Below are 26,642 nucleotides of genomic sequence, written 5' to 3'. Positions count from 1 at the left end.
TGCGCAGCGGCTTTCCGCGCGGAATTGCGGGAAAATAACAAGCTGGAGGACGCCGCAGCGATCGGCGGATTACTTGACGAGCGTTCCCAGCACGTCCCTTAAACGCGCAGGCGAGCCAATGGATGCACGCGCCAGCGTTTTTCCGTTGCCTTCGCCGACGCGCACGGATTGACCGCCGAGGCGGTTGGCGGCGGCAAACATCGTCTCGTCGGTCACGTCATCGCCGATCACGACCGGGCGGCGTCCTTCGAAGGGCGTTTCGGCAAGAAACGCCTCGACGGCATGTCCCTTGCTGGCATGTGCCGGGCAGATTTCGATCACCATCTTGCCGCGCTGAAGGGTCCAGTCCGGACCGGCTTCCTCCAGATGGCGTTGCATGGCCTCGTCGATCGCTACCTCGTATGCGGGGGCATGCCGAAAGTGAACCGCGACCGCGGCCCCCTTGTCCTCGACGATGGTGCCGGGCCAGGCTTGAGCCTCGTACGCAATGGTCTGCTTCAGCGCCTGGAAGGCGGGCGGGACATGCGCGCGCCGCAGCCGTCCGCCCGCATCGCGGCGCTCAGCGCCATGCAGGCCGGCAACAGGGAAGCGGAAGGGGGCAAAGAGCGGATCGACGAATTCGATGGCGCGACCCGTCACCAAGGCCAGCGCGCCGCCGAGCTGGCGGGAGAGGGCATGAAGCGTGGCGGGCAGATAGTCGGGCACGACGATCGCCTCCGGCCTTTCGGCCAGATCAAGCAAGGTTCCGTCGATATCGAGGAACAAGGCCCAGTCCTGCGGATACAATGAGAGTGCGGTAAGGGCCGGCTCGTTCAGCGGCCTCGGCTTGGCGTCACCCTGTTCGGGCTGTTCCTGAGAAGACATGCTGGGTTAGCTAAGGCGCTCGTCCCGTTTGGCAAGGCAAAAAAACGAACGGCTGAAAATCAAAAGGGGCCGCCTTAAGCGACCCCCCATGAGCTTTGGCCCGTAACTGGCCTGAAGCGGCGAACCGCTTCGGGAAGGTGTTGATCAGCGCGAGGGCTGCCTCGCAACGTTCACAACCATTTCCATGCCGTATACAAAGACCGAAATCTCACTAGACATTGGATCACCTTCCTTTCGTTACGTTTCAGACAAGACAAACGTAGCTCAAATTTGAGCCGATGCAAGAGGCGCGGTCTGGGAGAGCTTCACACTTATTGTCGCACTGAAATGTCTGGTCTCGCCGCGTTCTTCGCCAGAATCGCCGTCGCAGGGGGTTTCACGATGAAAATGTTGCGATGCAGAATGTGATCGGACGGAGCATCGAATATCTGTCATCCTGCATGTTGCGGAATGGAAAATTAAGAGTTTATTACCCATTCCACATAAACAATCGTCCAAGATTTGCCATTCTCCCGCGGGACAGGAACACAGCGGGAATCGGAGTGAGAGACGCATGTGTCGCTGGGCAGCCTATCGTGGAGACCCCCTCTATCTGGAGGAGCTGGTGTCTTCGCCCGCCCACTCCCTGATCGAACAATCCCATTGCGCCACGCGCGCCAAGACAGCGACCAATGGTGACGGTTTCGGCATCGCCTGGTACGGCGACCGGCCGGAACCCGGCCGCTACCGCGATATCCTGCCGGCCTGGTCCGATTGCAATCTGAAGAGCCTTGCGCGGCAGATCCGTTCGCCGCTCTTCCTTGCCCATGTCCGCGCGGCCACCGGCGGCGGCACGCGGCGCGACAACTGCCATCCCTTTGTGTTCGAGAACTGGTCGTTCCAGCACAATGGCCAGATTTCCAACTTCGACCGCCTGCGCCGGCCGATGGAAGCCATGCTCGACGACCGGCTATTCCATGCCCGCAGCGGCACGACCGATTCGGAGCTTCTGTTCCTGCTGGCGATGCAGTTCGGCCTGGCGACGAATCCGACTGCGGCGATAGCGGAGACCATCGGTTTCGTCGAAGGGCTTTCGCTGCATCTGACCGGTTCGGTGCTGGTGCGCTTCACATCAGCCTTTTCCGACGGCAAATCGCTCTATGCCATCCGTTATGCGACCGACCGCAAGGCGCCGACGCTCTATGCCTCGCCTGTCGGCTCGGGATACTGCCTCGTGTCGGAACCGTTGAACGACGATGTTGATGCCTGGTGCGAAATCCCCGATGGCAGCGCTGTTTTGATTGACGATACCGGCGTCCATGTCGCGCCCTTCCAGCCGGAAGAACGTGCGCCCGCCGAGCGACTGCCGGCAGCCGCTATCCCTGCTTGAATTGTGCTGATATCAGGGCTGCCAGTCGTGCCGCCACTTCGTCCTTGTCGAGATCGGGCCATTGCTCGACGCCTGCGTGGCTGACGATCTTCACGCGGTTTCGCGTGCCGCCCATGATGCCGGTCGCGGGCGAGACGTCGTTGGCGACGATGAAGTCGGCGCCCTTGCGTTCCAGCTTCGCGCGGGCATTGCTCTCGACATCCTGCGTTTCGGCGGCAAAGCCGATGACGAGTTTCGGCCGCTGCGTATGATGGCCGACGGTTTTCAGAATGTCGGGGTTTTCCGTGAGCGCCAGCGTCGGGATCGACTCGCCCGGATGCTTCTTGATTTTCTGGTCGGATGCGGAGGCGACGCGCCAGTCCGCGACCGCAGCCACCATCACGGCGATATCAGCGGGAAGGGCGGCAAGCACCGCGTCGCGCATTTCGTCCGCCCGCTCGACATGGATGACATTAAGGCCGACCGGGTCGGATATGGTGACCGGGCCAGACACGAGGGTGACGTCGGCGCCGAGGGCCGCAAGCGCTGCGGCAATGGCATGGCCTTGCCGTCCCGACGAACGGTTGGCGATATAGCGCACGGGATCGATCGGCTCATGCGTCGGGCCGGAGGTGACGATCGCCTTCTTGCCGGCAAGCGGCTTGGCGCCGTCATCAAGCCGTCTCTCGGCTGCCGCGACGATATCGAGCGGTTCCGCCATCCGTCCCGCGCCGCTCTCGCCACTCTCGGCCATTTCGCCGGTCATCGGACCGACAAAGGCGATGCCGTCGCTGCGCAGGGTCTCGATATTCCGCCTGGTCGCCGGATGCGCCCACATCTTCGGGTTCATCGCAGGAGCGGCCAGCACTGGCCGGTCCGTGGCGAGCAATATGGTCGAGGCAAGATCGTCCGCCAGCCCGTTTGCCATCTTGGCGAGCAGATCGGCAGTCGCGGGCGCGATCAGCACGAGGTCGCAGTCGCGCGCCAGCCTGATATGGCCGACATCCTGCTCATCCTCTCGCGAAAATAGATCGGTGAAGACATGGTCGGCGGCAAGCGCGCCGACGGCAAGCGGCGTGATGAACTCCTGCGCGCCCGATGTCATGACGGGCCGCACGCTCGCGCCGCGCTCGCGCAGCCGGCGAATGAGGTCGAGGCTCTTATAGGCCGCGATGCCGCCGGAGATGATGAGAAGGATGCGCTTTCCCGCGAGAACCATGTCTGAACCCGTCGCCTGTTCTTTTGCCCATAAGCCTAAGCCTTTGGCGTGTCATAGGCAACGCGGCATTGCCCTGTCATGGTTGTAATCGTCCGGCCGCACCATTTCTCGCAGATGATCACGGAAGCCTCACGCCCTTGTCATTTGCGAGCGCCTTCTATCTCGACAAATCTGAGCGCGTTAACGTTCGAAGGAGTAACGCCTTGAAACTGATGAAAGTCGCGATGATCGCCCTGCCAATCATGGCCGCCGCCATGCCGGCCTTTGCCGAGCGTGCCTATTCGCCGCAGGAGCTGAAGAACAAGGAGATCGTTCTGGATTTCTACCAGAAGGCGTTGAACGACAAGGACTTCGACGCGGCTTCCAAGTATCTCGGCAAGTACATCCAGCACAATCCTCTCGCCGCCGATGGGCCCGAAGGCCTGCGCGGCTTCCTCGAGTACCTGAAGAAAAATTATCCTCTGTCGAAGAGCGAGATCAAGCGGGTGATGGTCGACGGCGATTATGTGATCCTGCGCGTCCACGCCATTCGTCAGCCGGGCGACCGCGGCAGCGCCATCGTCGATATCTTCCGCGTCGAGGACAACAAGATCCAGGAACATTGGGATTCGGTGCAGCCGATCCCCGAGACATCGAAGAACAATAATACGATGTTCTGAGTGGAAGGGCCGCAGGGGAAGTAGGATCCGCGGCCCGTCCTTACCTATTCAAAGCATTCCAGCGACATGATCCCGCAATCAATTCATGCTTTGCGGGATCATGTCGGCGACGGTAATTGCGCCGTGAAAAGGGCGGTCAGGTACGCGTGATCGAAAGGCCGCCGTCGACGAGCGAAGCCGTGCCGCTGACGAAGCTTGCGTCATCGGAGGCGAGATAAAGGACCGAGCGAGCAATTTCTTCCGGACCGGCGACGCGCTTCAGCGCATGCAGTTTGGTTATGAAAGCCTGCTTGTCGGCCGTGTCGTTCATTGCGCGATACATATCGGTATCGACGGCACCCGGTAGGACGGCATTGACGCGCACATTCTGCGGGCCGAATTCGGCGGCCAGTGTTTGCGTCAAGCCGATGAGGCCGGACTTGCTGGCGGCATAGGCGGCTACGCCCGGGAAGCTGACGGTATGGCCGACAAAGGTCGATGTGAAAATCACGGAACCACCGCCGTGCTTGATCATTTCGCCGATCTGATGCTTGGCGGCGAGGAACGACGCGGTAAGGTTGATCGCCAGCGCTTCGGAAAAACCTGTCTCCGAAACCTCGGTGCTGGGGCCGGCCTCGCCGAGCGTGCCGGCATTGTTGAAGGCAATATCGAGCTTGCCGTAGCGCTCGACCGCAAGGGCGACCAGCGCCTTGTGGTAGTCTTCCGAGCGTACATCGCCGGCCAATACGGCTGCTTCACCGCCGGCAGCTTTGATCTCGGCGGCAAGGCTCTCCAACTCTGCTGCGCGGCGAGCGCCGACGATAACCTTGGCGCCCTCGGCAGCGAAGAGTTTTGCCGTGGTACGGCCGATGCCGGAGCTGGCGCCGGTGACGATTGCGACTTTTCCATTCAAGCGGTTCATTGTTCCATCTCCTGTGTGGGAACGTGTCTTTCGGTTTGTCCGATACGAGGAAGATGGCCTTTTCCGATCGTTCGGATTAGTCTTCAAAAAGAGGAATTCGAATTCGGAGTTTCCGAACGATGCTGAAGATCGATGGGATCGTGACGTTCGTGACTGTAGCCGAGGCCGGCTCGATCAGCGAGGCGGCCCGACGCCTGCGCCTGTCGAAATCCGTCGTCAGCGAACGGCTCTCGGAAATGGAGAAGGCGTTGGGAGCAACCCTGCTTCATCGCACGACCCGCAAGCTGACCCTGACGGAGGATGGCGCGGCTTTTCTGCAGCGCGCGACGCGTATCGCGCAGGAGGTTCGCGAGGCGGCGGCCGATCTTGCCGAGCGGCGCGGCACGCTGATGGGACCGCTGCGCATCGCCGCGCCCGTCACCTTCGGCCGCCTGCATCTGGGGCCGGCTCTCTATCCGTTTCTCGCCGCGCATCCGGAGATCGAGTTGACGCTCGACCTCGACGACCGCCGCGTCGATGCCGCCTCGGATGGCTATGATGCGATCATACGCAACGGCCTGATCGCCGACTCGCGCCTGATCGCATGGAAGCTCGCCCGCAGTCGCCGCCTTCTTGTGGCCTCGCCGGATTATCTGAGCCGTCACGGCAAGCCCTCCTCCCTGGCCGACCTAGAGAATCATCGTGGTATTTTCTACACGAATCGCGGTGTTGCGGATTGGCGTTTCGAGGGACCAGACGGTGCTGTGGTCATCCGTGCGAAGCTGGCTCTGGGCGTCAACAACGGCGATGTCCTTCACGATGCAGCGATTGGCGGGCTCGGCATCGCCTTGCTGCCGGCCTTCATTGCGGGGCCTTCGGTGAGGGAGGGGCGGCTTGTCGAAATCGATGTCGGCTATCGGCCCGAGCCTGAGTTCATTTTCATGGCTCATCCGGAGGGGCGCAATCCCTCGGCCAAGCTCCGGGCAATGGCCGATCATTTGAAGAAGGCTTTTGGCGATCCGCCTTATTGGGAGCGGGAGCAATTCCAGCAAAAGTGTGAAGCGGTTTTGCGTCCGGAATTGCGTGAAAACAAATAGCTACGCAATCAGGCTCATGAGGTTGGCGATGACGGGCGATCGCTGCGCCTTGAGACTGGCGAGGCCGAGCCGCGCCACGACCGGCGGCCCGTCGATCTGCCGATAGGCCACGCCGTCGAGCTTGATCTGTGCGATCGAAGCCGGGACGATGGAAACGCCGAGATTGGCGGCGACGAGATTGACGACGGAGGGGATCTGCGGCGCCTCCTGCGTCACCACAAGCTCGAAGCCCGCCTCGCGGCAAGCTCCAACGATATCGTCATAGAGGCTGCGGAAAGAGGATGAAGGGCTCACCGGCGAGCGCCGCGATCGGCACGTGCTCCTTTTTCGCCAGCGGATGATGTGCCGGCAGCGCGATCAGCATCGGCTCGTCGGCAAAGCGCTTCAGGCGCACATCTCGCGGATCTTCCAGGCCCGGACGAATGAAAGCCGCGTCGATCTCGCCGCGCATCAGCCGTTCCATCAGCGCATTGGTGTTCATTTCGGTCAGCGATATCAGCACCTTCGGCCAGTGCCGCCGAAATTCGCGAATGGTTGCCGTGACGATGGTGTTGAAGGCGGAAGATGCGGTGAAGCCAAGCGACAGGCGGCCGATCTCGCCGCGATTGGCGCGCTGGGCGGCGAGCTTTGCCTTTTCCGCCGCATCAATCGCCATTCTTGCTTCGGTGAGAAAGGCCTCGCCGGCGGCCGTCAGCTCCGCGCCATGCGGCACGCGGTGAAACAGTTGCGCGCCCACCTCGTTTTCCAGGTCCCGGATCTGCTGGCTGAGCGGCGGCTGGCCGATGCCGAGCTTGGCGGCCGCGCGCGTGAAATTCCCTGCTTCCGCGAGCGCCAGAAAATAGCGGATATGACGTAGCTCCAACGCTATCTCCAAAAGCTATTGAGATCGCCTGTTCCATATATTGGACTAATGAAGCCGACCTGACTAGATTCCAGGGTAAGAAAGGTTGGGTGCCCCCATGTTTCGCGCCGCCAGAAAGCAGGAAACCACTGCTTCCGAAGTTCCATCCAGTCCCGAATTGACGCTCGTCAGGAACGAGCCGCAGGCCGAGCCTCGCCAATTCCTCACGCGCGGCACGCCCGCCTTCCGCCGTGCGACCATCGCGCTGTTTCTCTCGGGCTTTGCCACCTTCTCGCTGCTCTATTGCGTGCAGCCGCTGATGCCGATCTTCTCGCAGGACTTCGGGGTCACGCCGGCTGCAAGTTCGCTGTCGCTCTCGCTTTCGACCGGCTTCCTGGCCTTCGCGATTTTCGGCGCCGCCGCCGTTTCCGAGAGCCTTGGCCGCCGCAGCCTGATGTTCATTTCGCTGCTTGGCGCGGCCATCTGTACGCTCGTCTGCGCGGTATCACCAAGCTGGCATATGCTGCTTGCCGTTCGCGCGCTCGAAGGCTTTCTGCTGGGCGGCGTCCCAGCCGTCGCCATGACCTATCTGGCTGAAGAAATCGAACCGCGCGGCCTTGGCGGCGCCATGGGCCTCTACATCGCCGGCAACGCCTTCGGCGGCATGGCCGGGCGCGTGGTGACCGGTACGATCGCCGAATATCTGAGCTGGCGGCCAGCTTTGGCAACCGTTGGCATACTCGGCCTGATCGCCGCCATTGGCTTCCTCTATCTGTTGCCGCCGTCGCGCAATTTCACTCCTCGCAAGGGCTTCGATACCGCCTTTCACGTAAAGGCCTGGGGCGGTCACTTCGGCAATGCGGCGCTGCCGCTGCTCTTTGCCATCGGCTTTCTCGTCATGGGCTCCTTCGTCACGGTCTATAACTATGCCGGCTTCCGTCTCGTCGCCGATCCCTATGATCTCAGCCAAACCGAGCTTGGTCTGATCTTCACCGCCTATCTCTTCGGCATCGTCGCCTCTTGGGCTGCCGGTCTGCTCGGCGATCGCATCGGCCATTTTGTCGTGCTGCTGGTGGGCGTGCTGATCGCGGCACTTGGCGCAGCGGTGACGCTCTCCAGCTCATTGCCGCTGATCATTCTCGGCATCGTCCTCGTGACGATCGGTTTCTTCATGGCCCATTCCGTCGCCAGTGCGCTGGTGGGACGGCTGGCCGATGGCTTCAAGGGGCACGCCTCCTCGCTCTACCTGCTCGCCTATTATCTCGGTTCCAGCATTGCCGGCTCGGTCGGCGGCTATTTCTGGCTTGCCGATGGCTGGAATGCGGTGGTTGCCTTCATCCTCGTCATGCTGGCACTATGTCTCGCCAGTGCTTTTGCCGTCGCCAGGCTGGCGCGCCGTTGAGGCCAGGAGGTTCCCATGATCCGCATCGACCATCTCGATCATCTGGTGCTCACGGTTGCGAGCATCGATCAGAGCTGCGATTTCTATGCCCGCACTCTCGGCATGGGCATCGAAACTTTCGGGGAGGGCCGCAAGGCTCTGACCTTCGGCAACCAGAAGATCAATCTGCACCGCGCCGGACACGAGTTCGAGCCCAAGGCCGAACGACCGACGCCGGGCTCGGCCGACCTTTGCTTCATCAGCACGACGCCGCTGGATGACATCATCGCTCACCTCACGGCCGAGGGCGTTGCGATTGAAGAGGGTCCGGTTAACCGGACCGGCGCGACCGGCCCCATTCTCTCGGTCTATTTTCGCGATCCCGATGAAAACCTGATCGAGGTCTCCAACACCCTCTCCTGAGATCGTACACCGGCTAACGAATCGCTTTCTGTCCTGGCCTGCCCATGAATGCGTCTGCTTGACTCTCGCAATTTCGGCCTATATTAAACCGATAAGTTAATTAACTTTCTGGTTTATCATCCCGCATGGATACCTTGAGCACGACTTTGTCAGCCCTCGCCGATCCCACCCGGCGGGCAATCCTGGCGCGGCTGACGACCGGCGAGGCATCCGTGTCCGAGCTGGCCGAACCCTTTGACATGTCGCTGGTGGCCGTCTCCAAGCATTTGAAGGTGCTGGAGAAAGCGGGCCTGATCTCGAAGGGGAAGGAGGCGCAATGGCGGCCCTGCCGGCTGGAACCGAAGCCGCTGCGCCAAGTCGATGACTGGCTGGAGAGCTATCGCCAGTTCTGGAACGACAATCTCGATCGCCTGGAGGACTACGCGGCACTATTGCAAAAGGGAGGAAAGAATGACCCCAGCAACTGAGGGCGGCAGCTTGCGCCCGCCGCGCGAGATCGTGCTGACCCGCGAGATTGCCGCGCCGCGTGCCCTGCTGTTTCGCCTCTGGACGGAACCGCAACATCTCATGCGCTGGTGGGGACCGCAAAACATGACAGCCCCAGCCGTTTCCGTCGACCTGCGGGAAGGGGGCGCCTGGCGGCACTGCATTCTGACACCGGAGGGCAAGGAATATTGGAGCCATGGCCGCTATCTGGAGATCGTTCCGCCCGAGCGCCTTGTCTTCACCTTCGCCTGGGAAAACCAAGAGGGTAGGCCCGAACACCCGATGCAGGTGACCGTGGAGTTTCATGAGCTTGGCGAGAAGACGCGCCTCGTCTTCCGCAAGGTCGAGCTGCCCGACGATACGGAGCTCAGATTGCAGACCGGCGGCTGGGAGCAAGCCCTCGAGAAATACGTCGCTTACGCAGAAGCCACCTCAAGGGAAGGATGAGAGTGATGAAGAAGACCTATCATGGAAGCTGCCATTGCGGCGCGGTCGCTTACGAAGCCGATCTCGATCTGCAGGGCGGCACTTTCAAATGCAACTGTTCGATCTGCAAGAAGAAGCGCAATTGGCTGGCTGTGGCAACGCCGGCCGACTTCCGCCTGACCTCGGGCGAAGATAGCATCGGCGAATATCAGTTCGGCCCGCGTATCCTGCATCATCTCTTCTGCAAGACTTGCGGCATCAGCTCCTTCAACTGGGGTGAAAATCCGGCACTCGGCGGCAAGTTCTATGCGATCAGCATCAGCTGCCTGGACGATGCCACCGACGAGGAATTAACCTCGCTTCCCGTCGGCTATTTCGACGGCCGCGACGATCGCTTCGATCGTGCGCCGGAGGAAACGCGTTATCTTTAGGCGTGCGATAAGGACGCCCAATCCTCGTAACGTAGTTTTTCAACACGCTGAAATTCTCTGACATTGCGTGTTATCAGGATCAGATCGCGGGCGACCGCTTGGCCCGCGATCAGAACGTCATAGGTACCGATCGGTGTGCCAAGGGAAGCAAGGCTTGCGCGAATTTCACCGGCTACACGGGCATCTTGCTTGTCGAAATCCAGCGTCTCGAACTGCAAGGCATCCACACGCGCCAGATTGTCGACAACGCGCTGGCCCTTGTAAGCGCCATAAAATAACTCGTGTATGACGATGGCCGGAATGGCAAAATCCTGGGGCTTATGTCTGCGAAGCTCGCTGACGAAGCCGGAATGTCCTTTCATCAGGGCGATGACGGCATTGCTGTCGAGCAGATATTTCACTTGAAGATATCCAGCTCGGGGCGTTGCTGCTCGGCAGGCTGTTCCGTCGCCGCCTCTTCAAAATCGGGGTCGACCGGCCCTGTAACGGATTCCAGCCAATCCCAATCTTCGGCGATCGGCTCCAGAATGATTGCTTTTCCCTGCCGGCGGATGCGCACTTCTTCGCCGTCGAGGCGGAATTCCTTCGGCAAGCGTACGGCCTGCGAGCGGCCGGACCAGAAGATCTTTGCGGTGTCCATGCCATAACTCCTTTGAGATATGACATTGATATATAGCATCTCGGGCGCTATTTCAATTCGAGGCGCTATGATCCTGATTTTGTCGCGAGCCAGATGACATGACGCGCGCCCGTTTTGCCATTCGCGCGCGTATTGACCACCTCGGCGGTAAAACCGCTGTCGCGCAGACGTCTTGTGAAGCGCTCGTCAGGCCCTGAAGACCAGACCGCGAGCACGCCTCCCGGGCGCAAGGCATCACGCGCTGCCTTCAGGCCCCGATAGTCGTAGAGGCCGTCATTGGCTTCTGACGTGATGCCATCCGGGCCGTTGTCGACATCGAGGAGGATGGCGTCATAAGCCGCCTTGCGGGCGCGAATGAGCGGGCGCACATCGCCTTCATGAATAGCGACGCGCGGGTCATCGAGACAGCCGTCGAAGACCGTCGCCATCGGTCCGCGTGCCCAGGTCACCACGGCCGGCACGAGTTCCGCAACGGTGACCTTGGCATCCGCACCGAGTTCGCCGAGTGCCGCCCGCAAGGTAAAGCCCATGCCGAGGCCGCCGATCAATATATACGGCGCCTTCCGGCCCTTGATCTTCTCGCAGGAAAGCGTGGCAAGCGCCCGCTCCGAGCCGCTCAGACGGCTATTCATCAACTCGTTGGTGCCGAGCATGATGGAAAATTCCTGGCCGCGCTGCTTCAGGCGCAGCTCGCCGCCACCAGGGATTTTCGCAGTGTCGAGCAAGGTCCAGGGGATCACGGGCAATTCTCCAGAGCAATTCCAGGAAAACTGCGTAGCGGTTTTCCGTCCGGAATTGCGTGTAAAACAGGTCGACTTGAATTGCCGGGGACCATAGTCTTTCGATGTCGCCAAGAACAGACGCGCTTATCCCAAACGGATATAGGGCACATCCTTTTTCGCAACTTCGTCCAGCGCTTCCTCATAGCCGGCATCGGCATAGCGCATGACACCGAGCGCCGTGTCGTTGGTCAGCGCGTGGTCGAGCCGTTCGTCGGCGGCAGCCGTGCCGTCGGCGACCACGGTGACGCCGCAGCTGGTCATATAGCCGGCATAGCCGCCGCCGCCGGAATGGACGACGACGAGATCGGCCATGGACGAGCAGAGCATCATGGCGTCGATCAGCGGCCAGTCGGCGATCGCGTCGGAGCCGTCCTTCATGCGCTCGGTCATGATGTTCGGATGCGCCATGGCGCCCGCATCGAGATGGTCGCGCGAAAAGGCGATCGGACCTTTCAGCTCGCCGCTTACGACAAGCTCGTTGACGCGGCGGGCCAGCGCCGTGCGCTCGCCATGGCCGAGCCAGGCGATGCGTGCCGGCAGGCCTTCGAAGGGCACATGCTGGCGGGCAAGCTTGATCCAGTTGGTGATGATCTTGTTGTCCGGAAACATCTCCAGCAGCAGATCGTCGATGCGGGCGATGTCGCTTTCCTCGCCCGAAAGCGCCATCCAGCGGAACGGGCCGATCGCACGGCAGAAGAGCGGCCGTAGATAGGCTTCGGTGAAGATCGGGATATCGAAGGCGTTGGCGACGCCGCCTTCCTTCGCTTGGGTGCGGATCAGGTTGCCGTTGTCGAAGACTTCCGAACCCTTTTTCTGGAAGTCCAGCATGGCCTTCACGTGCTCGACGATCGAGGCGCGGCTTGCCGCCATCAGCTGTCCTTGACCATCATCGCGCAAGTCCCGAACCTGCTGCAGGTTCATGCCCTTCGGCACATAGCCATAGACGAGATCGTGCGCCGAGGTCTGGTCGGTGACGATATCGGGCACGATGCCGCGCCGCGCGATCTCGGGATAGATCTCCGCCGCATTGCCGACAAGGCCGACGGAAAGCGCCCGCTTCTCCTTGACCGCCGAATCGATCATCGCCAACGCGGAATCGAGATCCGGGGCGATTTCCTGCAGGTAGCCGATGTCCTGGCGCTTCCTGGCGCGCTCGGCATCGATATCGACGCAGAGGATCGCGGCACCCGCCATGCGACCGGCGAGCGGCTGCGCACCGCCCATGCCGCCGAGACCCGCCGTCAGCACGAAACGGCCGAAGAGATCGCCGCCGAAGCGGCGCTCCGCGATGCGCATGAAGATTTCGTAGGTGCCCTGGATCACGCCCTGGCTGCCGATATATTGCCAGGCGCCGGCCGTGAGGCCACCCCAGCAGATCAAGCCCTTGCGCTGCAGCTCATAGAAGACTTCGGCCTTTGCCCATTGGCCGACGATGTTGCAGTTCGCCATGATGACGAGCGGTGCCTTGTCATGCGTGCGGATGAGGCCGATCGGCTTGCCGGACTGGATGAGCAGGGTCTGGTCCTCATCCATTTCCGTCAGCGCCTTCACGATGCCCTTATGCGCTGCCCAGTTGCGGGCGGCTTTGCCGAGGGCGGCATAGACGACGAGGTTATCAGGGTCCTCGCCGACCGAGAGCACGTTTTCGAGCAGGCGCAGCAGGGCCTCCTGCCGCCAGCCTTTGGCCCGCAGCTCCGGGCCGCCCGGAATGGGGAATTTCGGATGACGTGGATTGGCTTTCGGCATGGATTTCCCTTCCCTATTTTCTTTGTTGTTTCGGCGGCCCGGCTATTTCGGCGGCAAGCCTTTGACGAAGTCCAGCGCGGCCAGAAGCAGCCGCTTGCGCAGCATGTCATTGCCATAGGCTTCCGGCCCGGCGCGCAGCCACCCCTTCATTTCGCGGCCGCCCATCAACATGGTTTTGACGTCATGCTGCTCCAGCGCCCAGGCATCGTTACCTTTGCCGAGGCGGATCAGCATCCCGTCTTCGCGGGCGCCGCAAAGCAGATGGCCGTTGAGCAGGAAGGCCCAGCCGCCGAACATCCCCTTTTCGCTGAGCCCGGCTCGTCGCCCAAGCTCCTCTCTCAGCAATTCCTCGAGACCGGCGTCACGTGCCATCTGCGCCTCCCACGCTTTTCAACCCTTCTTGCCGGCCAGGGCGTATTTCGCGATCTCGATCCCCATGGCCTTTTCCACCGAGGGATAGACCGTGGGGTCGAGCACGCTGGCAGACAGCGGAATGATATCCATCGGCACATGCAGGATGAAAACCTTCATGCCTTCGTGCAGCTGGCCGACGCTCAAGGGCTCGCCTTCCGGCGACAGCGTGGTGATGACGGAAGGGAAGGTCGCAAGACGCTTGCCGCCGGTATCCTCGACCGCCATGTATTCGTTCATCACATGCATGACGACGGCCTTGTCGCCGCTGCCGACCGTGATGGTGCCGATGTCGAAGGCTTCCTTCGTGTAGACGACGTCCTTTTTGGTGATCGTGCCCTCGGCCAGGATATGGCCGCCGGTCGTCTTGCAGATGCCGTCGATGACGGCGCTGCCGCCCTTCTTTTCCGCCTCGATGATCGCTTCGCCGAGCGACAGCGCCATGGAGATGCCGCCGAGTGCGGCGTGCGTGCGAACGTAAGAAGCGCGCAGCGGGTTGCGGCAGGAGGCGATGAAGCCGCCGGACTGGTCGGAGGCCGCGCGCAGGATCGGCGAAATCTTCGCCGTCGCGCCCTTCACGACCAGCTCGATATAGCGGTTTTCGGCCCGGTTGCCGCCGACGGCGGTCTGGATCATCTGCTCGGGCGAACCCGCCATGCCGATCGAGCCCATGTCGCCCGTCGGATGGGCGCGGATGTCGCCGACCGCATCCACCACCTTCGTTCCGAGGATGGCCGATGGCAGCCAGCCGTTCAGCGTCGAGGACCGGCCGTTCTGGCCGATGATCAGGCCGGAAAGCTTCTCTCCAAGCTCGTCCTGCAGGAGCTGCGCGGCCTTCACGTAATCGATGCCCTGCATTTCCCAGGGCGTCGTGGAGGCCGGTGCGCCGATGGCGGCGGCCGTAGCGATCCAGTCGTTGTCGTTGAGTTCGTCGATCGACACCAGCTCCGGCTTGCCGACATTGACGGCGGCATAGCCGAGCATGCGCCCATGATCGGCCCAGCCACCACCGCCTGCGGCGTAAACCGAGCCGCCCTTGACGGCTGCTTCCACATCCTTGGCAACGAGTATGCGTCCCATCGGCTACTCCCGGTTCTGTTTGAGGTTCTTGTCCATGTCGCGCACCGCTTCGAAGAGCACGGCGGCGCCCATGGCGATGTCGTCATTCTCTGCCCACTCCTCCGCGCAATGGCTGCGGCCTTCCTTGCAGGGCACGAAGATCATGGCGGCGGGGGCGACCTTGGCGATCCAGGCCGTGTCGTGGCCGGCACCGGAGGCCATGCGGCGATGCTTGGCGCCGACGGTCTCGCAGGCACGCTCGAGCGTTTCGAGCAGCACCGGCGCGCCGGGAGTCGGCATGTTGTCGGATACGCGCACCGGCGGGTTGATTGTCACGCCATGATCGGCGGCGATGGTCTTCACCTCGCCATCGATCCAGGCTAGGAAATCTTCCATGTCACTGCGGATTTCGGCGCGGCCGTCGATCAGCAGCACGACCTTCGAGGGCACGACATTGGCGGCGTTGGGCTCGATGCGGAATTCGCCGACAGTCGCGGCGAAATGGCCCGGCGTCTTTGCCTGTTCGGCGGCACGTTGACGGATGTCGAGGACCAATTGCGAGGCTGCCACGAGCGCATCTGCACGGCGATCCATCGGCGTCGTGCCGGCATGATCGGCGCGGCCTTCCACGGTAATCTCGATGCGGGTGATGCCGGCGATCGCGGTGACGATGCCGATATCCTTGTTCTCTGCCTCCAGCACCGGACCCTGCTCGATATGCAGTTCCAGGAAGCCGGCGAGATCCGGGCGCTTCTGGGCAAGCAGCACCGAGGGATCGCCGCCGACCTCGGCAATCCCTTGCGAAAGCGCGCGGTCGCCGCTGGTGCGGGAAAGCCATGCCTCGGGAATCTGCCCGGTCATGCCTCGGCTGCCGATGCAGGAGACGCCGAAGATGCTGACTTCCTCCGCCAGGAAATCGACGACTTCCAGATCATGATCGAGCTCGATGCCGCGATCCTTCAAGGAGCGCGCGACTTCGAGCGCGGCGATCGTGCCGGCAATGCCGTCGAAGCGGCCGCCATCCGGAACGGTGTCGGAATGCGAGCCGACAAGGATCGTGCCGAGGCCGGGCCTTGCGCCCGCGCGCCGGCCGATCAGGTTGCCGGCGGCATCCATGCGTGTCGTGAGCCCCGCCGCCTTCATGCGCGCCTCAATATAGGCACGCCCTTCCAGGAAGAGCGGCGAGAAGGCGCGGCGCGTCCAGGGATGGCCCGGGTCGGTGATGCCGGCCAGCGCATCGATATCCTCGGCGATACGGTCGGCGTTGACGGGCAGGTTATGGCGCTTGGGGTCGTTCATCAGGCAGTCTCTCCGACAAGAACTTGGCGAGGCAAGGGACGGACGAAGCTGCCGGAGCCGGGCTCGGCCAGCACCTTCTGTCCTTCGGCAATCTGCTTGCCTCTAAGATAAGCGGCGGACACCGTCCAAGGCAGACGGATGCCGTTATAGGGGCTCCAGCCGACGACATTGTTGCCGCTGGCGGCTGCGTCATAGACCGTTTCGCGCGGTTCCAGCACGACGATATCAGCGTCCTTGCCCGGGGTCAGCGCGCCCTTGATATGATCGAGGCGGAAATGCTTAGCCGGGTTTTCCGCCATCAGCTTCGCGGCCCAGGTCAGCGGCACGCCGCGCTCCAAGGCACCCTTGACGAAGAGCGGCACCATGACCTCCAGTCCCGGCACGCCGGAAGCGTTTGCCAGCATATCCGGATTGGTCTTGCGGTTTTCCGACCAGCTGACATGGTCGGTCGAGACCAGCCAGACATTGCCTTCCGCCACCTTGCGCCACAAGGTTTCCACTTCGGCGCGCGGACGGATCGGCGGATTAATTTTCGCCTTGCCGCCGAGACGCCGCACATCGTTTTCCTCGTCGAGCGTCAGATAGTGGATGCAGCATTCGACCGTCGCCTCGAAGCCGTCGCGGCGATAGGCGCGGGCGATGTCGTATCCACGGCCGAGCGAGCAATGCACGACATGCGCCGGGCAGCCGGTATCCGCACCGGTCTCGAAGATCGTGTGCATGGCGAGGAGTTCAGTGATCGGCGGGCGGGAGAGGCCATGGGCACGATAGTCGGTGACGCCGCTCGCCTTCACTTGCTCCAAATAGGTGTGCACCGCTTCGTCATCCTCGTTGTGGACGCCGGCGGTCAGGCCCGTTGGGGCGATCGCAGCAAAGCAAGCATCGAGCAGGGCAGGCGGGATGCGCGGAAAACGCTTCGGATCGGTGCCGAAGGTGGAGAATTTGAAGGCCGAAACGCCGGCTTCGACCATTTCGGCGATGCGCGCCGGACCTTCTTCCGGATCGACCGTGCCGTAGAGGGCGAAGTCGACGCGGGCCTGCGGCGCGGCATGATCGATCTTCTTCTTCACCGCCGCTGCCGAGCAGACGAGATTGCCTTCATCATAGGGCATGTCGACGATGGTGGTGACGCCACCGGCGGCAGCCGAGCGGGTCGACCAGATGAAATCCTCCTGGTCCTTCTGGGAGAGCGAATGGACCTGCGCATCGATCGCGCCGGGCAGGATCAGCGCCTTGCCGAGCAGATGCCGCTCGCGTGCCGCCGGCGGCACGCCGACGCCGATCTCGGCGATCTTGCCGTCGCGCACAGCGACATAGCCGGCTTCCATGACGCGTTCCGGCAAAACCACGGTGCCTTGCAGAACAAGATCGAAATCAGCCATGTGCATTCTCTCCGCTTGTCGGTTGGGCTCGTCGGTTGTTTCAGATGGCAACGGTGTCGTGATAAAGCCGCTCTTCGACCCGCTCCAGAGAGCCGAGCGCGAAGAAGTCATCATAGGCGAGGATCGGCTTGTGGGCGATCATTTCCGAAATGAAAGCCTCGGAGGCCAGCTCCTCCTCGATCGCCTCGACCTCGGCCGAAAGGGGCCGGTCGACCACATAGAAATCCGCATGCTTGCGCACGACGTCGTAGAGCATGCGCGCGACGCCCTCCGGCTTGTCGCCGAGAATGTCCATCGCCTGGGCCGATAGCAGCGCTTCAAGAGCGGCCAGACGCTTCAGTGCCCGCATCTGCCGCTCGAAACGTTCGATGACGAGCGGCAGGAAGGCAGCCTCGTCTTCCATGCCGGCCGCCACGACGAGGGACTGCGCCGAGACCGGATTGGACATGGACAGAACGCGCGAGAAGATCTCGCCGGCGAGCTTGATGATCGGACCGAAGCCGGTGGCGATCCTGCCTTCGGGCACGAGATTGACGGGCAGGCCGCGTCGCTGGCCGTTGCCGAGCAGCACGCAGCGATTGAAGGCATTGCGGGCGGCATGGGCCATGCAGATGACGGCCGCTTCGAGCAGAATGGTGACATCGAGCGGCAGCGAGCCGCCCGAGGTCATGACGCGCCCATCGACGATGACGGGATTGTCGTCGGAGCGACCGGTGGCGGCAAGGATCTTGTGGCCGGCGGTCAAAAGGTTTTCGATGACGGCGCCGAAGACCTGGGCGATCATGCGCAGGCTCAGCGGATCCTGCACATGGGTCGCGACCGGCCAGGGCCATTCATCCGAGGCATTACACAGCCAGGCGCCGATCAGGGCTTCTCGAGCAGTGCCGACATGGCGCACGGAAATCCAGGGATCGCGCGAAGCGCCGAGTGCGCCAGCCGCCATCATGCCGGTCGCAAGCAGGACGCGGATCGAGGCGGCGGCATTACGGGTTGTTTCGGCGGCGGCGGCAAAGCTGACGGCATTGACGCTGAGCGAAGCCAGGCTGTCGCGCGGCATCATCCTGACAGGAGCGATGCCGGCGGCATCGAAGGCATCGGCGGCCTGCATGCGCCGGCCGCGATAGACGGCCTCGCCGACGCCGGTCAGAACCGCGCCGATCTGTCCCATCAGACCGATATCCGCGCAGCCGATCGAGCCTGTGCGTCGGACGACCGGAATGACATCCGCGCTGAGCAGCTGCAAATAGGCCTCAATCAGCTCCTGCGAGCATCCGACCTTGCCGGTCAAAGCGGTATTGATCCGGATCGCCATCGCATTGCGAACGACCGACATGGAGAAGGGCGCGCCCGTGCCGAAATGATGGGCGCGAACGAGGCCGAGATTGAAGGTATCGAGATCTTCCGGCGACCACTCGACATCCTTCATGGCGCCAACACCTGTCGTGGAGCCATAGACCGGCATGCCGGATTGGATCGTGCTTTCAAGGACGCCGCGCGCGAGCCGCACCCGGGCCATGCCGCTTTCCGATGCCCAAGGCAGTGCAACGCCGGCCCCGATCCGCACCAGATCGCTGAACCCCAAGGGTTGGCCGCTGAGTTCGATGCCGGCTCGCTGACGCTCCATGTCCGTTATTCTCCTTTTCCGCAAGGCTACGCGAGCCCCAACGCCAATGGGATATCCCAAATGGCGAACACCTCGATCGGTGAGCGTGCCGATGAATTTTCGGACGAGTCAGACCGACGCGCAACTCTATGTTTGCCCGGGTATATATCTTCAGCGACACGAAAGGCAGGCGAAGGCAAACGCCGCTCCCGCATCAGCCCATGTTATTTCGACTGATGCAGGGGCAAGTCTTGCCGGTCAGCTCAAATGCCAGGCGATGTAGAGAAGCGTCAGCGCGATCACCCACAGCGCGAAACGACCGGAGCGGCTATGCTTGGCCTCGGCCTTGCCGATCGCTTCCGCCGTCTGCGGGTCGAAACGCAGGCCGTTTTCGCTCATGGCGAGGAGCTCGTGGTGGAATTTCTCGGTCTTGGCGGCGATCTCGGGTGCCGCTTCGGCGAGCTTCACGGCTGCCTTCAAGCCGTCTCGCAGATCGGTCATGATCCGTTTCGGGCCGAGATTGGTGCGGATCCAGTCGCCGACGACCGGTTCCGAAGCCTTCCACATGTTGAAGCGCGGATTGAGCATGCGCGACACGCCCTCGACGACAACCATGGTCTTCTGCAACATGACGAGCTCCGGCCGTGTTTCCATGTCGAAGAGTTCGGTCACTTCGAAGAGCAGGGTCAAAAGCTTGCCCATGGAGATGGTTTCGGCCGGCTGGCCATGGATCGGCTCGCCGATGGCACGGATGGCCTGGGCAAAACTCTCCGTATTGTGATGGGAGGGCACGTAGCCCGCTTCGAAGTGTACCTCGGCAACCCGGATATAATCGCGGGTGATGAAGCCGTAGAGAATTTCGGCAAGGAAGCGGCGTTCCTTCCTGCCGAGCCGCCCGACGATGCCCATGTCGACGGCGACGATCATACCGGTGGGATCGACGAAGAGATTGCCGGGATGCATGTCGGCATGGAAGAAGCCGTCGCGCAGCGTATGGCGAAGGAAGGACTGGATCAGCGTATCGGCAAGCACGTTGAGATCATGGCCGGCGGCCGTCAGCCCCTCGACGTCGGACATCTTCACGCCGTCGATCCACTCCATGGTGATGACATCGCGTCCGGTGCGTTCCCAATCGACCTTCGGAACGCGGAAACCCGGATCCTTCTCGGTATTCTCGGCGATTTCCGAGAGGGCCGCCGCCTCCAGGCGCAGATCCATCTCGACCTTGGTGGTCTGCTCGAGCGTCTTCGTCACTTCCACCGGTCGAAGGCGTCGGCTGGAGGGCATGAAGCGCTCCTGCATTCCGGCGACAAGATACATCGCCTTGATATCGTTGGAAAAGCGCTGGCGAACGCCTGGTCGGACCACCTTGACGGCAACGCGCTTGCGGCCTTCGACCGTCTCGATTTCGGCCGGATGTACCTGGGCGATCGAAGCGGCGGCGATCGGTTCGCCGAATTTGACATAGAGATCGTCGATCCGCCGGCCGAGCGAGGCTTCGATGGCCGCCGTTGCCGTATCATGCGGAAAGAAGGCCATGCGGTCCTGGAGCTGCGACAGGTCGTTGGCCATGTCGACGCCGACGACATCGGGGCGCGTTGCCAGGAATTGGCCGATCTTCACATAGGACGGCCCAAGCCGCTCGACCGCCTTGGCAAGCCGGTCGCTGCGGGCCTGGCTCTTCGCCTTCCTGCGGGCGAAGATGCTGACGAAGGATTTGGCAAGGCTGACGGAGGGCGGCAGTCCCTCCGATGGCAGCGCCATGACCACGCCTTCGCGCACGAGCACCCAGCCGACCCGGACGAGGCCGAAATATGCGTTGAAAGCACTCATAGCGTCTCAAGGTCTCGAAGAGCGGAGGCCGTCAGCCGCATGATATGGCTCGACATCATGCTTCAGAGCTTCCAGCCGGAGTGCAGCGCGGCGATGCCGCCGGTGTAATTGGTGAAGCTCACGCGGGAAAAGCCGGCCTCGCGGATCATCGTCGCGAAGTCCTGCTGGTTCGGGAACTTGCGGATCGATTCCACCAGATACTGGTAGGGCTCGGCCTCGCCTGTGATCGCCTTGCCGAACTTTGGAATGGCGTTGAAGGACCAGGCGTCGTAGACGCGATCGAGCAGCGGCAGATCGACTTCGGAGAATTCGAGCACCAGCAGCCGGCCGCCGCGCTTGAGAACCCGGTAGGCTTCTTTCAATGCGACATCGATATGCGGCACGTTTCGGATGCCGAAAGCGATCGTATAGGCGTCGAAGGAGTTCGGCTCGAAGGGAAGCTCTTCGGCATTCGCCTCGACGAAGGTGAGGTTGTCTGAAAGCTTTTTCTTTTCTGCACGCTCGGCGCCGACGGCGAGCATCGAGCCGTTGATGTCGAGCACGGTTGCATGCGCCAGCCGGTTCGAAGCTTCCACGATGCGGAAGGCGATGTCGCCAGTGCCGCCCGCAACATCGAGGGTCTTGTAGGCGGGATCCTTGCGCGGGTTGAGCGCCGCGATCATCGCATCCTTCCAGGCGCGATGCATACCCATGGACATGACATCGTTCATGACGTCGTAGCGCTTGGCGACCTTGTGGAACACCTCGTTGACGAGGCCCTGCTTTTCGCCATCGGCTACTTCGCGGAAGCCATAGGATGTTTCCATGCCGCCATCGGCGGAGGTGCGGCTTTCTGCCATCGGCTCTACTCCGTTACACGACAGCGCCGCGCGTCACATGTGACGCGCAAAGGTCGCTGCAGCACTTTAAATCTGCTGCATAATTTAATCCTTAAACCGATTCCGATTTAAGGAATTACGCAGTACTCAGCGGCGGACCATAGCGAAATCGCATTTGCCACGCTATCTCATCAGCTTGATCACCAGCCGCAATGCCTTGGGCTATAGCTCAGATCATAAGCGGTTGAAACATAAAGATGGATAGCCATGCCGGAATTACCAGAGGTCGAAACCGTCAGACGGGGGCTGGCGCCTTCCATGGAGGGCGCCGTTCTGAAGGAGCTGGAACTGCGCCGCAATGATCTGCGCTTTCCGTTCCCGGCCGACTTCGCTCGGCATGTTTCGGGGCGCGGCATCACGTCGCTGTCGCGCCGCGCCAAATACCTGCTGATCGATCTCGACGATGGAATGACTATCGTCGCCCATCTCGGCATGTCCGGTTCGTTCCGGGTCGAGGCGGGTACTGCGGCCGAGGCGCCCGGCGCCTTTCATCATCCCCGGTCGAAGGATGAGAAGCACGATCATGTCGTCTTCCATCTGGCGCGTGGCAATAGCGATGCGCGTGTCATCTATAATGATCCGCGCCGCTTCGGCTTCATGGATATCGTCAGGCGGGCCGATATGGTCAGCCATCCCTTCTTCCGCGATCTCGGCCCGGAGCCCACGGGCAATGAACTCGATGCTGATTATCTGGCTAAGCGCTTTGCCGGCAAGGCGCAGCCGCTGAAGAGCGCGCTTCTCGACCAGAAGAATATCGCCGGTCTCGGCAATATATATGTATGCGAGGCGCTTTGGCGTTCGCATCTGTCGCCGCTGCGCGCCGCCGGCACGCTGGTCGCCGATAGCGGCAAGCCGGCGGAGGCACTGCTGACGCTGGTCGACGCTATCCGCGAGGTGATTGCCGATGCGATTGCTGCGGGCGGCTCGTCGCTGCGCGATCATATCCAGACGGACGGCTCGCTCGGTTACTTCCAGCATTCCTTTTCCGTCTATGATCGCGAAGCCCAGCCTTGCAGTACGCCCGGCTGCGGCGGTACGGTCAGCCGCATCGTCCAGGCAGGTCGCTCTTCTTTCTATTGCGCCTCCTGCCAAAGTTGATTGAAGGCCGAAGGTGAAACAATAGAAAAGGGAGAGAACAGGTGTCTTACGAAACCCTCATCGTCGAAACTCATGGGGCTGTCGGCCTTGTCAGGCTCAATCGGCCGCAGGCGCTGAATGCGCTGAATTCCGCCGTGCTTTCCGAGCTGAAGCAGGCCTATGCCGCCTTTCACCAGGATGATGCCATCGGCGCGATCGTGCTGACAGGTTCAGAAAAGGCCTTCGCCGCCGGTGCCGATATCAAGGAAATGCAGTCGCTCGATTTCGTCGACGCCTACAAGAACGATTTCTTCAGCGGCTGGGCTGAGATCGCCAATGCCCGCAAGCCCGTCATCGCGGCAGTCGCAGGCTTTGCGCTCGGCGGCGGTTGCGAACTGGCCATGATGTGCGATTTCATCATCGCCGCCGAAACGGCCAAGTTCGGCCAGCCGGAAATCACCCTCGGCGTCATCCCCGGTATGGGCGGCTCGCAGCGCCTGACCCGCGCCGTCGGCAGGGCAAAGGCAATGGATCTGGTGCTGACCGGCCGGATGATGGATGCGGCTGAGGCCGAGCGTTCGGGCCTGGTGGCGCGCGTCGTGCCGGCTGACAAGCTCTTGGACGAGGCAATGGCGGCGGCCGCCAAGATTGCCTCTCATTCCCGTCCTTCCGTGCTCATGGCCAAGGAAGCGGTCAATCGCGCCCTGGAGACCACGCTCGAGGAGGGGTTGCGCTTTGAGCGCCGCCTGTTCCACAGCCTGTTCGCCACGCAGGACCAGAAGGAAGGCATGACGGCCTTCGTCGAGAAGCGCAAGCCATCCTTCAAGAACCGGTGAGGCTGAGATTCCGGAATTACACGGGTTTGGCGAGAATCCGCGTTGACGGCGGGGCTCATTCCGGTTATATGCCCGCCACAGTTTGGAAAGCCGCTCTGGTTTTCCGCAATTGCTCCCGCATTGCTGGATGAAGTTGGCCGCAAGGCCCGCGCCGCAACGATGGAGTTTTGTTCGAATTCTAAGAGAGGCATACATGGCCAATACTACCTCGGCGAAAAAAGCGACCCGCAAGATCGCCCGCCGCACCGATGTCAACAAGGCTCGTCGCTCGCGCGTTCGCACGTTCGTTCGCCAGGTCGAAGAAGCCATCGCATCGGGTGATGCGGATCGCGCAAAGGCAGCTTTCGTTGCTGCCCAGCCGGAACTGGCTCGCGCAGCCACCAAGGGCGTGCTTCACGCCAACACTGCTTCCCGCAAGGTTTCGCGTCTTGCCAAGCGTGTGAAGGCCCTTTCGGCCCCGACCGCGTAACTTTCCATTAACGATTCCGTCGTTAGACTTAAGCCCGGCCCTTGTGCCGGGCTTTTTGGATTCGGCCAAAAAATTGCCGCATTGCCAAAAATAACCGGCCGTTCATGTCATTGGCGTGACAGAAATATACCTTTGAAAACAAAGGTTTACAGCAGGATATCTCAGCGCTGGGTGATCTGCATGACGCATTGCCGGCTCACAAGTGAGTCAAGGGATTTTTTATTTTTTTTGTTTTGAAACCTGTGGGAATCGCATTTGTCGGGAATCTCTTTGATTCAACAGCGATTCTTTTTTGAAGGGCTTGTGACAGTCAAAAATGGCCTCCGGAGTCAATGGCTGCCTCTTAATTTTGTGTAAAATTCATCGTTGATATCTGCCCGCGATCCTGCCTAAATGCATTTCAACAAGGGGCGCGGATTTCACCTTAAACGGCTTCGGCAAACACCGTCATTTACGGCGGCGTGGGTGGTTTTGTCTCTTGTGACGGAGCAGTTCAGCTCCGTTTTTTCAAACAGTTGACGAGTTAAAGCTGGAAGCGGCAACGCTTTCGGAACGAGGAAGCTTGTCTGTCCTTTGCAGCCGGAGTTAGTGGCGTGGCTGCGGGGAGGGGAGAAAAATTGACAGTCATCGGGGCAGCGCTCGGAATACGAGGGCCGATTGTTGCTCCAGTTGCGGGTACTCGGGGGTGAAGGCTGCTTTAAGAGCGGTTTTCGCCACAGTCTTTCTGTAACGCCCGTTGGTCGGGCATGGCTGATGAACCGGTATGCGGCGCTGCTTGGGACAACGGGCGCGATTGTCATGCTATGGCGAAGAACCTAGGGGCGGCGGTGCATTGCTCTCCCGCCCTATAAGAGACTTGGAAGGCGGCATTATATGCAGATACATACGAGGACGACGGGTGCGTTGGAGAATGGGGACAATGCGCAGGCGTTCGGTGCGGTTTGCTTAGAAGCGGCGGGGGAAAAGGGTGACGTGGCGCAAAATAATCTGTTCGAGCGCGTTAGCGCGCGCTTGAAGGCCCAGGTTGGACCCGATGTCTACGCCAGCTGGTTCGCAAGGCTCAAGCTCCATTCGGTATCGAAGAGCGTCGTTCGTCTCACAGTTCCGACGACCTTTTTAAAGTCGTGGATCAACAATCGTTATCTCGATCTGATCACCAGCCTGTTCCAGGCTGAGGATGCCGAGATCCTGAAAGTCGAAATTCTGGTCCGCACCGCGACGCGGCACAGCGCGAAGCCCAGCACCGACGAGCAGCCGGCATTGCCGGATCAGGCGGCTGTGGCGCCGATCCGCCGTCCCGCCGCGCAGCCGGCGGGCCATGCGGTGGCACAGGCCGTGAATGCCGTCGCCGCTGCGCGGCCAGCAACGGCAGGCTCGCCGCTATTCGGCTCTCCGCTCGATTCCCGCTTCACCTTCGATACCTTCGTCGAAGGCAGCTCGAACCGCGTCGGCCTTGCCGCTGCAAAGACCATCGCCGAAGCCGGTACGGGCGCCGTGCGCTTCAACCCGCTCTTCGTTCATGCGACGGTCGGCCTCGGCAAGACGCATCTTCTGCAGGCGATCGCCAATGCCGCCGTGCAGAACCCACGCGGCCTGCGCGTGGTCTATCTGACGGCGGAATACTTCATGTGGCGCTTCGCAACCGCGATCCGCGACAATGATGCGCTGACGCTGAAGGATTCGCTGCGCAACATTGATCTGCTCATCATCGACGACATGCAGTTCCTGCAGGGCAAGATGATCCAGCACGAGTTCTGCCACCTGCTCAATATGCTGCTCGACAGCGCCAAGCAGGTCGTCGTCGCTGCCGATCGCGCTCCCTGGGAGCTGGAATCGCTCGACCCGCGCGTGCGTTCGCGTCTGCAGGGCGGTGTCGCCATCGAAGTCGAGGCACCGGACTATGAAATGCGTCTTGAGATCCTCAAGCGCCGCCTCGACGCTGCCCGTCAGGACGATCCGTCGCTGGAAATTCCGGCGGAGCTTCTGTCTCATGTCGCGCGCAATGTCACGGCAAGTGGTCGCGAGCTGGAAGGAGCCTTCAACCAGCTCATCTTCCGTCGCTCCTTCGAGCCGAACCTGACGGTCGAGCGCGTCGATGAACTGCTGGCGCATCTGGTCGGCTCCGGTGAGCCGCGCCGCGTCCGCATCGAGGACATCCAGCGCGTCGTGGCGCGCCACTACAATGTCTCGCGCCAGGAACTGGTCTCCAACCGCCGCACGCGCGTCATCGTCAAGCCGCGCCAGATCGCCATGTATCTGTCGAAGACCCTGACGCCGCGTTCCTTCCCGGAAATCGGCCGACGTTTCGGTGGCCGCGATCATACGACCGTTCTGCACGCCGTGCGCAAGATCGAGGAACTGATCTCCGGCGATAGCAAGCTGTCGCACGAAATCGAGCTGCTGAAGCGCCTCATCAACGAGTAAGCGCGCGGACAGCATTTACTCCGTGTTTCACGGCCGGCCTAACCGCCGGCCGTTTCTTTTGTGAGGCATATCGGCGCCGCAACTTCCGTCTCCTCAGGGGAGAAGATGACCCGAAGGGCCGGATGAGGGGCTGACGATTTGAATGCGG

Annotated in this window: 26 protein-coding genes and 1 pseudogene; 12 read left to right on the top strand and 15 right to left on the bottom strand. The window is 61.7% G+C overall.

The features are described 5' to 3' along the window. Positions 1–69: 69 nt before the first annotated feature. Complete coding sequence (gene otsB, locus ACPYOP_RS04805) at positions 70–864, bottom strand: trehalose-phosphatase (protein WP_481409245.1); 795 nt, start codon at positions 862–864, stop codon at positions 70–72. Between the two features lie 553 nt (positions 865–1,417). On the opposite strand from otsB, the gene ACPYOP_RS04800 reads away from it, so the two are divergent. Then, a complete protein-coding gene (locus tag ACPYOP_RS04800) occupies positions 1,418–2,233 on the top strand; it encodes a class II glutamine amidotransferase (protein ID WP_481409244.1) in 816 nt (271 codons plus the stop codon). Here the strand turns inward: ACPYOP_RS04800 and coaBC are convergent. Then, the gene (coaBC, locus tag ACPYOP_RS04795) at positions 2,220–3,431 is read right to left on the bottom strand and encodes a bifunctional phosphopantothenoylcysteine decarboxylase/phosphopantothenate--cysteine ligase CoaBC (RefSeq protein ID WP_481409243.1); all 1,212 of its coding nucleotides are present in this window, start codon (positions 3,429–3,431) and stop codon (positions 2,220–2,222) included. The two genes, ACPYOP_RS04800 and coaBC, sit on opposite strands and share 14 nt — an antisense overlap. 212 nt (positions 3,432–3,643) lie before the next feature. Here coaBC and ACPYOP_RS04790 point away from each other — a divergent pair, with 212 nt between their 5' ends. Further along, positions 3,644–4,090, top strand: coding sequence for a nuclear transport factor 2 family protein (locus ACPYOP_RS04790; protein WP_481409321.1), 447 nt, complete (start codon positions 3,644–3,646; stop codon positions 4,088–4,090). A 136-nt stretch (positions 4,091–4,226) separates the two neighbouring features. Here the strand turns inward: ACPYOP_RS04790 and ACPYOP_RS04785 are convergent, their stop codons facing one another. Further along, positions 4,227–4,991: an SDR family oxidoreductase gene (locus tag ACPYOP_RS04785; RefSeq protein WP_481409242.1), complete on the bottom strand. Its 765-nt coding sequence runs from the start codon at positions 4,989–4,991 to the stop codon at positions 4,227–4,229. 119 nt (positions 4,992–5,110) lie between these two features. On the opposite strand from ACPYOP_RS04785, the gene ACPYOP_RS04780 reads away from it, so the two are divergent. Continuing rightward, positions 5,111–6,067 carry a LysR family transcriptional regulator gene (locus ACPYOP_RS04780; protein WP_481409241.1) on the top strand — a complete coding sequence of 319 codons (957 nt, stop codon included), beginning with the start codon at positions 5,111–5,113 and terminating at the stop codon, positions 6,065–6,067. Here ACPYOP_RS04780 and ACPYOP_RS04775 read toward each other — a convergent pair. Further along, a pseudogene (locus ACPYOP_RS04775) lies at positions 6,068–6,929 on the bottom strand (LysR family transcriptional regulator). A 97-nt stretch (positions 6,930–7,026) separates the two neighbouring features. Here ACPYOP_RS04775 and ACPYOP_RS04770 point away from each other — a divergent pair. The 5 genes from ACPYOP_RS04770 (at position 7,027) to ACPYOP_RS04750 (ending at position 10,055) form a co-directional block, all read left to right on the top strand. Continuing rightward, entirely contained in the window at positions 7,027–8,310 is a 1,284-nt protein-coding gene (locus ACPYOP_RS04770; protein WP_481409240.1) for an MFS transporter, read from the top strand. Between the two features lie 15 nt (positions 8,311–8,325). Further along, on the top strand, positions 8,326–8,712 hold the full coding sequence (locus tag ACPYOP_RS04765) for a VOC family protein (protein ID WP_481409239.1): 387 nt from the start codon (positions 8,326–8,328) through the stop codon (positions 8,710–8,712). A 125-nt stretch (positions 8,713–8,837) separates the two neighbouring features. After that, positions 8,838–9,179: an ArsR/SmtB family transcription factor gene (locus ACPYOP_RS04760; protein ID WP_481409238.1), complete on the top strand. Its 342-nt coding sequence runs from the start codon at positions 8,838–8,840 to the stop codon at positions 9,177–9,179. Then, a complete protein-coding gene (locus tag ACPYOP_RS04755) occupies positions 9,163–9,645 on the top strand; it encodes an SRPBCC family protein (protein ID WP_481409237.1) in 483 nt (160 codons plus the stop codon). Before ACPYOP_RS04760 ends, ACPYOP_RS04755 begins: the two co-directional genes overlap by 17 nt. Before the next feature lie 5 nt (positions 9,646–9,650). Next, a complete protein-coding gene (locus ACPYOP_RS04750; RefSeq protein WP_481409236.1) occupies positions 9,651–10,055 on the top strand; it encodes a GFA family protein in 405 nt (134 codons plus the stop codon). Here ACPYOP_RS04750 and ACPYOP_RS04745 read toward each other — a convergent pair. The 11 genes from ACPYOP_RS04745 to ubiE all read right to left on the bottom strand — a co-directional run bounded on the left by ACPYOP_RS04745 (position 10,052) and on the right by ubiE (position 21,649). Further along, positions 10,052–10,456, bottom strand: a complete 405-nt coding sequence (locus tag ACPYOP_RS04745) for a PIN domain-containing protein (protein ID WP_481409235.1) — start codon at positions 10,454–10,456, stop codon at positions 10,052–10,054. The two genes, ACPYOP_RS04750 and ACPYOP_RS04745, sit on opposite strands and share 4 nt — an antisense overlap. Continuing rightward, entirely contained in the window at positions 10,453–10,695 is a 243-nt protein-coding gene (locus ACPYOP_RS04740) for an antitoxin (protein WP_481409234.1), read from the bottom strand. The genes ACPYOP_RS04745 and ACPYOP_RS04740 overlap by 4 nt, the downstream gene beginning before the upstream one ends. Positions 10,696–10,760: 65 nt before the next feature. After that, positions 10,761–11,435 (bottom strand): spermidine synthase, encoded by a 675-nt coding sequence (locus ACPYOP_RS04735; RefSeq protein WP_481409233.1) that lies wholly within the window; start codon positions 11,433–11,435, stop codon positions 10,761–10,763. 126 nt (positions 11,436–11,561) lie between these two features. After that, positions 11,562–13,223, bottom strand: a complete 1,662-nt coding sequence (locus ACPYOP_RS04730) for a urocanate hydratase (RefSeq protein WP_481409232.1) — start codon at positions 13,221–13,223, stop codon at positions 11,562–11,564. Between the two features lie 42 nt (positions 13,224–13,265). Beyond that, positions 13,266–13,595 (bottom strand): TfoX/Sxy family protein, encoded by a 330-nt coding sequence (locus ACPYOP_RS04725; protein WP_481409231.1) that lies wholly within the window; start codon positions 13,593–13,595, stop codon positions 13,266–13,268. A gap of 18 nt (positions 13,596–13,613) precedes the next feature. After that, the gene (locus ACPYOP_RS04720) at positions 13,614–14,714 is read right to left on the bottom strand and encodes a DUF917 domain-containing protein (RefSeq protein ID WP_481409230.1); all 1,101 of its coding nucleotides are present in this window, start codon (positions 14,712–14,714) and stop codon (positions 13,614–13,616) included. A 3-nt stretch (positions 14,715–14,717) separates the two neighbouring features. After that, positions 14,718–15,992 (bottom strand): Zn-dependent hydrolase, encoded by a 1,275-nt coding sequence (locus ACPYOP_RS04715; RefSeq protein WP_481409229.1) that lies wholly within the window; start codon positions 15,990–15,992, stop codon positions 14,718–14,720. After that, a complete protein-coding gene (locus ACPYOP_RS04710) occupies positions 15,992–17,374 on the bottom strand; it encodes a dihydroorotase (protein WP_481409228.1) in 1,383 nt (460 codons plus the stop codon). The genes ACPYOP_RS04715 and ACPYOP_RS04710 overlap by 1 nt, the downstream gene beginning before the upstream one ends. Positions 17,375–17,414: 40 nt before the next feature. Continuing rightward, on the bottom strand, positions 17,415–18,998 hold the full coding sequence (locus ACPYOP_RS04705) for an aromatic amino acid lyase (RefSeq protein ID WP_481409227.1): 1,584 nt from the start codon (positions 18,996–18,998) through the stop codon (positions 17,415–17,417). 237 nt (positions 18,999–19,235) lie between these two features. Beyond that, positions 19,236–20,810 carry a 2-polyprenylphenol 6-hydroxylase gene (gene ubiB / locus ACPYOP_RS04700; protein ID WP_481409226.1) on the bottom strand — a complete coding sequence of 525 codons (1,575 nt, stop codon included), beginning with the start codon at positions 20,808–20,810 and terminating at the stop codon, positions 19,236–19,238. A gap of 62 nt (positions 20,811–20,872) precedes the next feature. Continuing rightward, the gene (ubiE, locus tag ACPYOP_RS04695; RefSeq protein WP_481409225.1) at positions 20,873–21,649 is read right to left on the bottom strand and encodes a bifunctional demethylmenaquinone methyltransferase/2-methoxy-6-polyprenyl-1,4-benzoquinol methylase UbiE; all 777 of its coding nucleotides are present in this window, start codon (positions 21,647–21,649) and stop codon (positions 20,873–20,875) included. Between the two features lie 246 nt (positions 21,650–21,895). Between ubiE and mutM the strand changes: the two genes are divergently transcribed. From mutM to dnaA, 4 genes are all read left to right on the top strand, one after another. Next, the gene (gene mutM / locus ACPYOP_RS04690) at positions 21,896–22,786 is read left to right on the top strand and encodes a bifunctional DNA-formamidopyrimidine glycosylase/DNA-(apurinic or apyrimidinic site) lyase (protein WP_481409224.1); all 891 of its coding nucleotides are present in this window, start codon (positions 21,896–21,898) and stop codon (positions 22,784–22,786) included. Positions 22,787–22,827: 41 nt separating this feature from the next. Further along, the gene (locus ACPYOP_RS04685) at positions 22,828–23,601 is read left to right on the top strand and encodes an enoyl-CoA hydratase (protein ID WP_481409223.1); all 774 of its coding nucleotides are present in this window, start codon (positions 22,828–22,830) and stop codon (positions 23,599–23,601) included. 193 nt (positions 23,602–23,794) lie between these two features. Then, a complete protein-coding gene (rpsT, locus tag ACPYOP_RS04680) occupies positions 23,795–24,070 on the top strand; it encodes a 30S ribosomal protein S20 (RefSeq protein WP_004108374.1) in 276 nt (91 codons plus the stop codon). Positions 24,071–24,943: 873 nt separating this feature from the next. Beyond that, a complete protein-coding gene (dnaA, locus tag ACPYOP_RS04675; RefSeq protein WP_481409222.1) occupies positions 24,944–26,494 on the top strand; it encodes a chromosomal replication initiator protein DnaA in 1,551 nt (516 codons plus the stop codon). Positions 26,495–26,642: the final 148 nt, after the last annotated feature.

The organism is Rhizobium sp. KNZ2-6A (genome assembly GCF_056755475.1).
Note: the sequence above shows the minus strand (reverse complement) of the source record. Positions and strands in the feature narration are given on the sequence as shown.

Excerpts from the sequence above, each read along its gene's own strand:
- ACPYOP_RS04740 (WP_481409234.1), bottom strand. The coding sequence starts at position 10,695 with ATGGACACCGCAAAGATCTTCTGGTCCGGCCGCTCGCAGGCCGTACGC.
- ACPYOP_RS04730 (WP_481409232.1), bottom strand. The coding sequence starts at position 13,223 with ATGCCGAAAGCCAATCCACGTCATCCGAAATTCCCCATTCCGGGCGGC.
- ubiE (WP_481409225.1), bottom strand. The coding sequence starts at position 21,649 with ATGGCAGAAAGCCGCACCTCCGCCGATGGCGGCATGGAAACATCCTAT.
- mutM (WP_481409224.1), top strand. The coding sequence starts at position 21,896 with ATGCCGGAATTACCAGAGGTCGAAACCGTCAGACGGGGGCTGGCGCCT.
- ACPYOP_RS04710 (WP_481409228.1), bottom strand. The coding sequence starts at position 17,374 with ATGGCTGATTTCGATCTTGTTCTGCAAGGCACCGTGGTTTTGCCGGAA.
- rpsT (WP_004108374.1), top strand. The coding sequence starts at position 23,795 with ATGGCCAATACTACCTCGGCGAAAAAAGCGACCCGCAAGATCGCCCGC.
- ACPYOP_RS04785 (WP_481409242.1), bottom strand. The coding sequence starts at position 4,991 with ATGAACCGCTTGAATGGAAAAGTCGCAATCGTCACCGGCGCCAGCTCC.
- coaBC (WP_481409243.1), bottom strand. The coding sequence starts at position 3,431 with ATGGTTCTCGCGGGAAAGCGCATCCTTCTCATCATCTCCGGCGGCATC.
- ACPYOP_RS04800 (WP_481409244.1), top strand. The coding sequence starts at position 1,418 with ATGTGTCGCTGGGCAGCCTATCGTGGAGACCCCCTCTATCTGGAGGAG.
- ACPYOP_RS04750 (WP_481409236.1), top strand. The coding sequence starts at position 9,651 with ATGAAGAAGACCTATCATGGAAGCTGCCATTGCGGCGCGGTCGCTTAC.
- ACPYOP_RS04755 (WP_481409237.1), top strand. The coding sequence starts at position 9,163 with ATGACCCCAGCAACTGAGGGCGGCAGCTTGCGCCCGCCGCGCGAGATC.
- dnaA (WP_481409222.1), top strand. The coding sequence starts at position 24,944 with ATGCAGATACATACGAGGACGACGGGTGCGTTGGAGAATGGGGACAAT.
- ACPYOP_RS04760 (WP_481409238.1), top strand. The coding sequence starts at position 8,838 with ATGGATACCTTGAGCACGACTTTGTCAGCCCTCGCCGATCCCACCCGG.
- ACPYOP_RS04765 (WP_481409239.1), top strand. The coding sequence starts at position 8,326 with ATGATCCGCATCGACCATCTCGATCATCTGGTGCTCACGGTTGCGAGC.
- ACPYOP_RS04705 (WP_481409227.1), bottom strand. The coding sequence starts at position 18,998 with ATGGAGCGTCAGCGAGCCGGCATCGAACTCAGCGGCCAACCCTTGGGG.
- ACPYOP_RS04770 (WP_481409240.1), top strand. The coding sequence starts at position 7,027 with ATGTTTCGCGCCGCCAGAAAGCAGGAAACCACTGCTTCCGAAGTTCCA.
- ACPYOP_RS04725 (WP_481409231.1), bottom strand. The coding sequence starts at position 13,595 with ATGGCACGTGACGCCGGTCTCGAGGAATTGCTGAGAGAGGAGCTTGGG.
- ubiB (WP_481409226.1), bottom strand. The coding sequence starts at position 20,810 with ATGAGTGCTTTCAACGCATATTTCGGCCTCGTCCGGGTCGGCTGGGTG.
- ACPYOP_RS04780 (WP_481409241.1), top strand. The coding sequence starts at position 5,111 with ATGCTGAAGATCGATGGGATCGTGACGTTCGTGACTGTAGCCGAGGCC.
- ACPYOP_RS04720 (WP_481409230.1), bottom strand. The coding sequence starts at position 14,714 with ATGGGACGCATACTCGTTGCCAAGGATGTGGAAGCAGCCGTCAAGGGC.
- ACPYOP_RS04790 (WP_481409321.1), top strand. The coding sequence starts at position 3,644 with ATGAAAGTCGCGATGATCGCCCTGCCAATCATGGCCGCCGCCATGCCG.
- ACPYOP_RS04715 (WP_481409229.1), bottom strand. The coding sequence starts at position 15,992 with ATGAACGACCCCAAGCGCCATAACCTGCCCGTCAACGCCGACCGTATC.
- otsB (WP_481409245.1), bottom strand. The coding sequence starts at position 864 with ATGTCTTCTCAGGAACAGCCCGAACAGGGTGACGCCAAGCCGAGGCCG.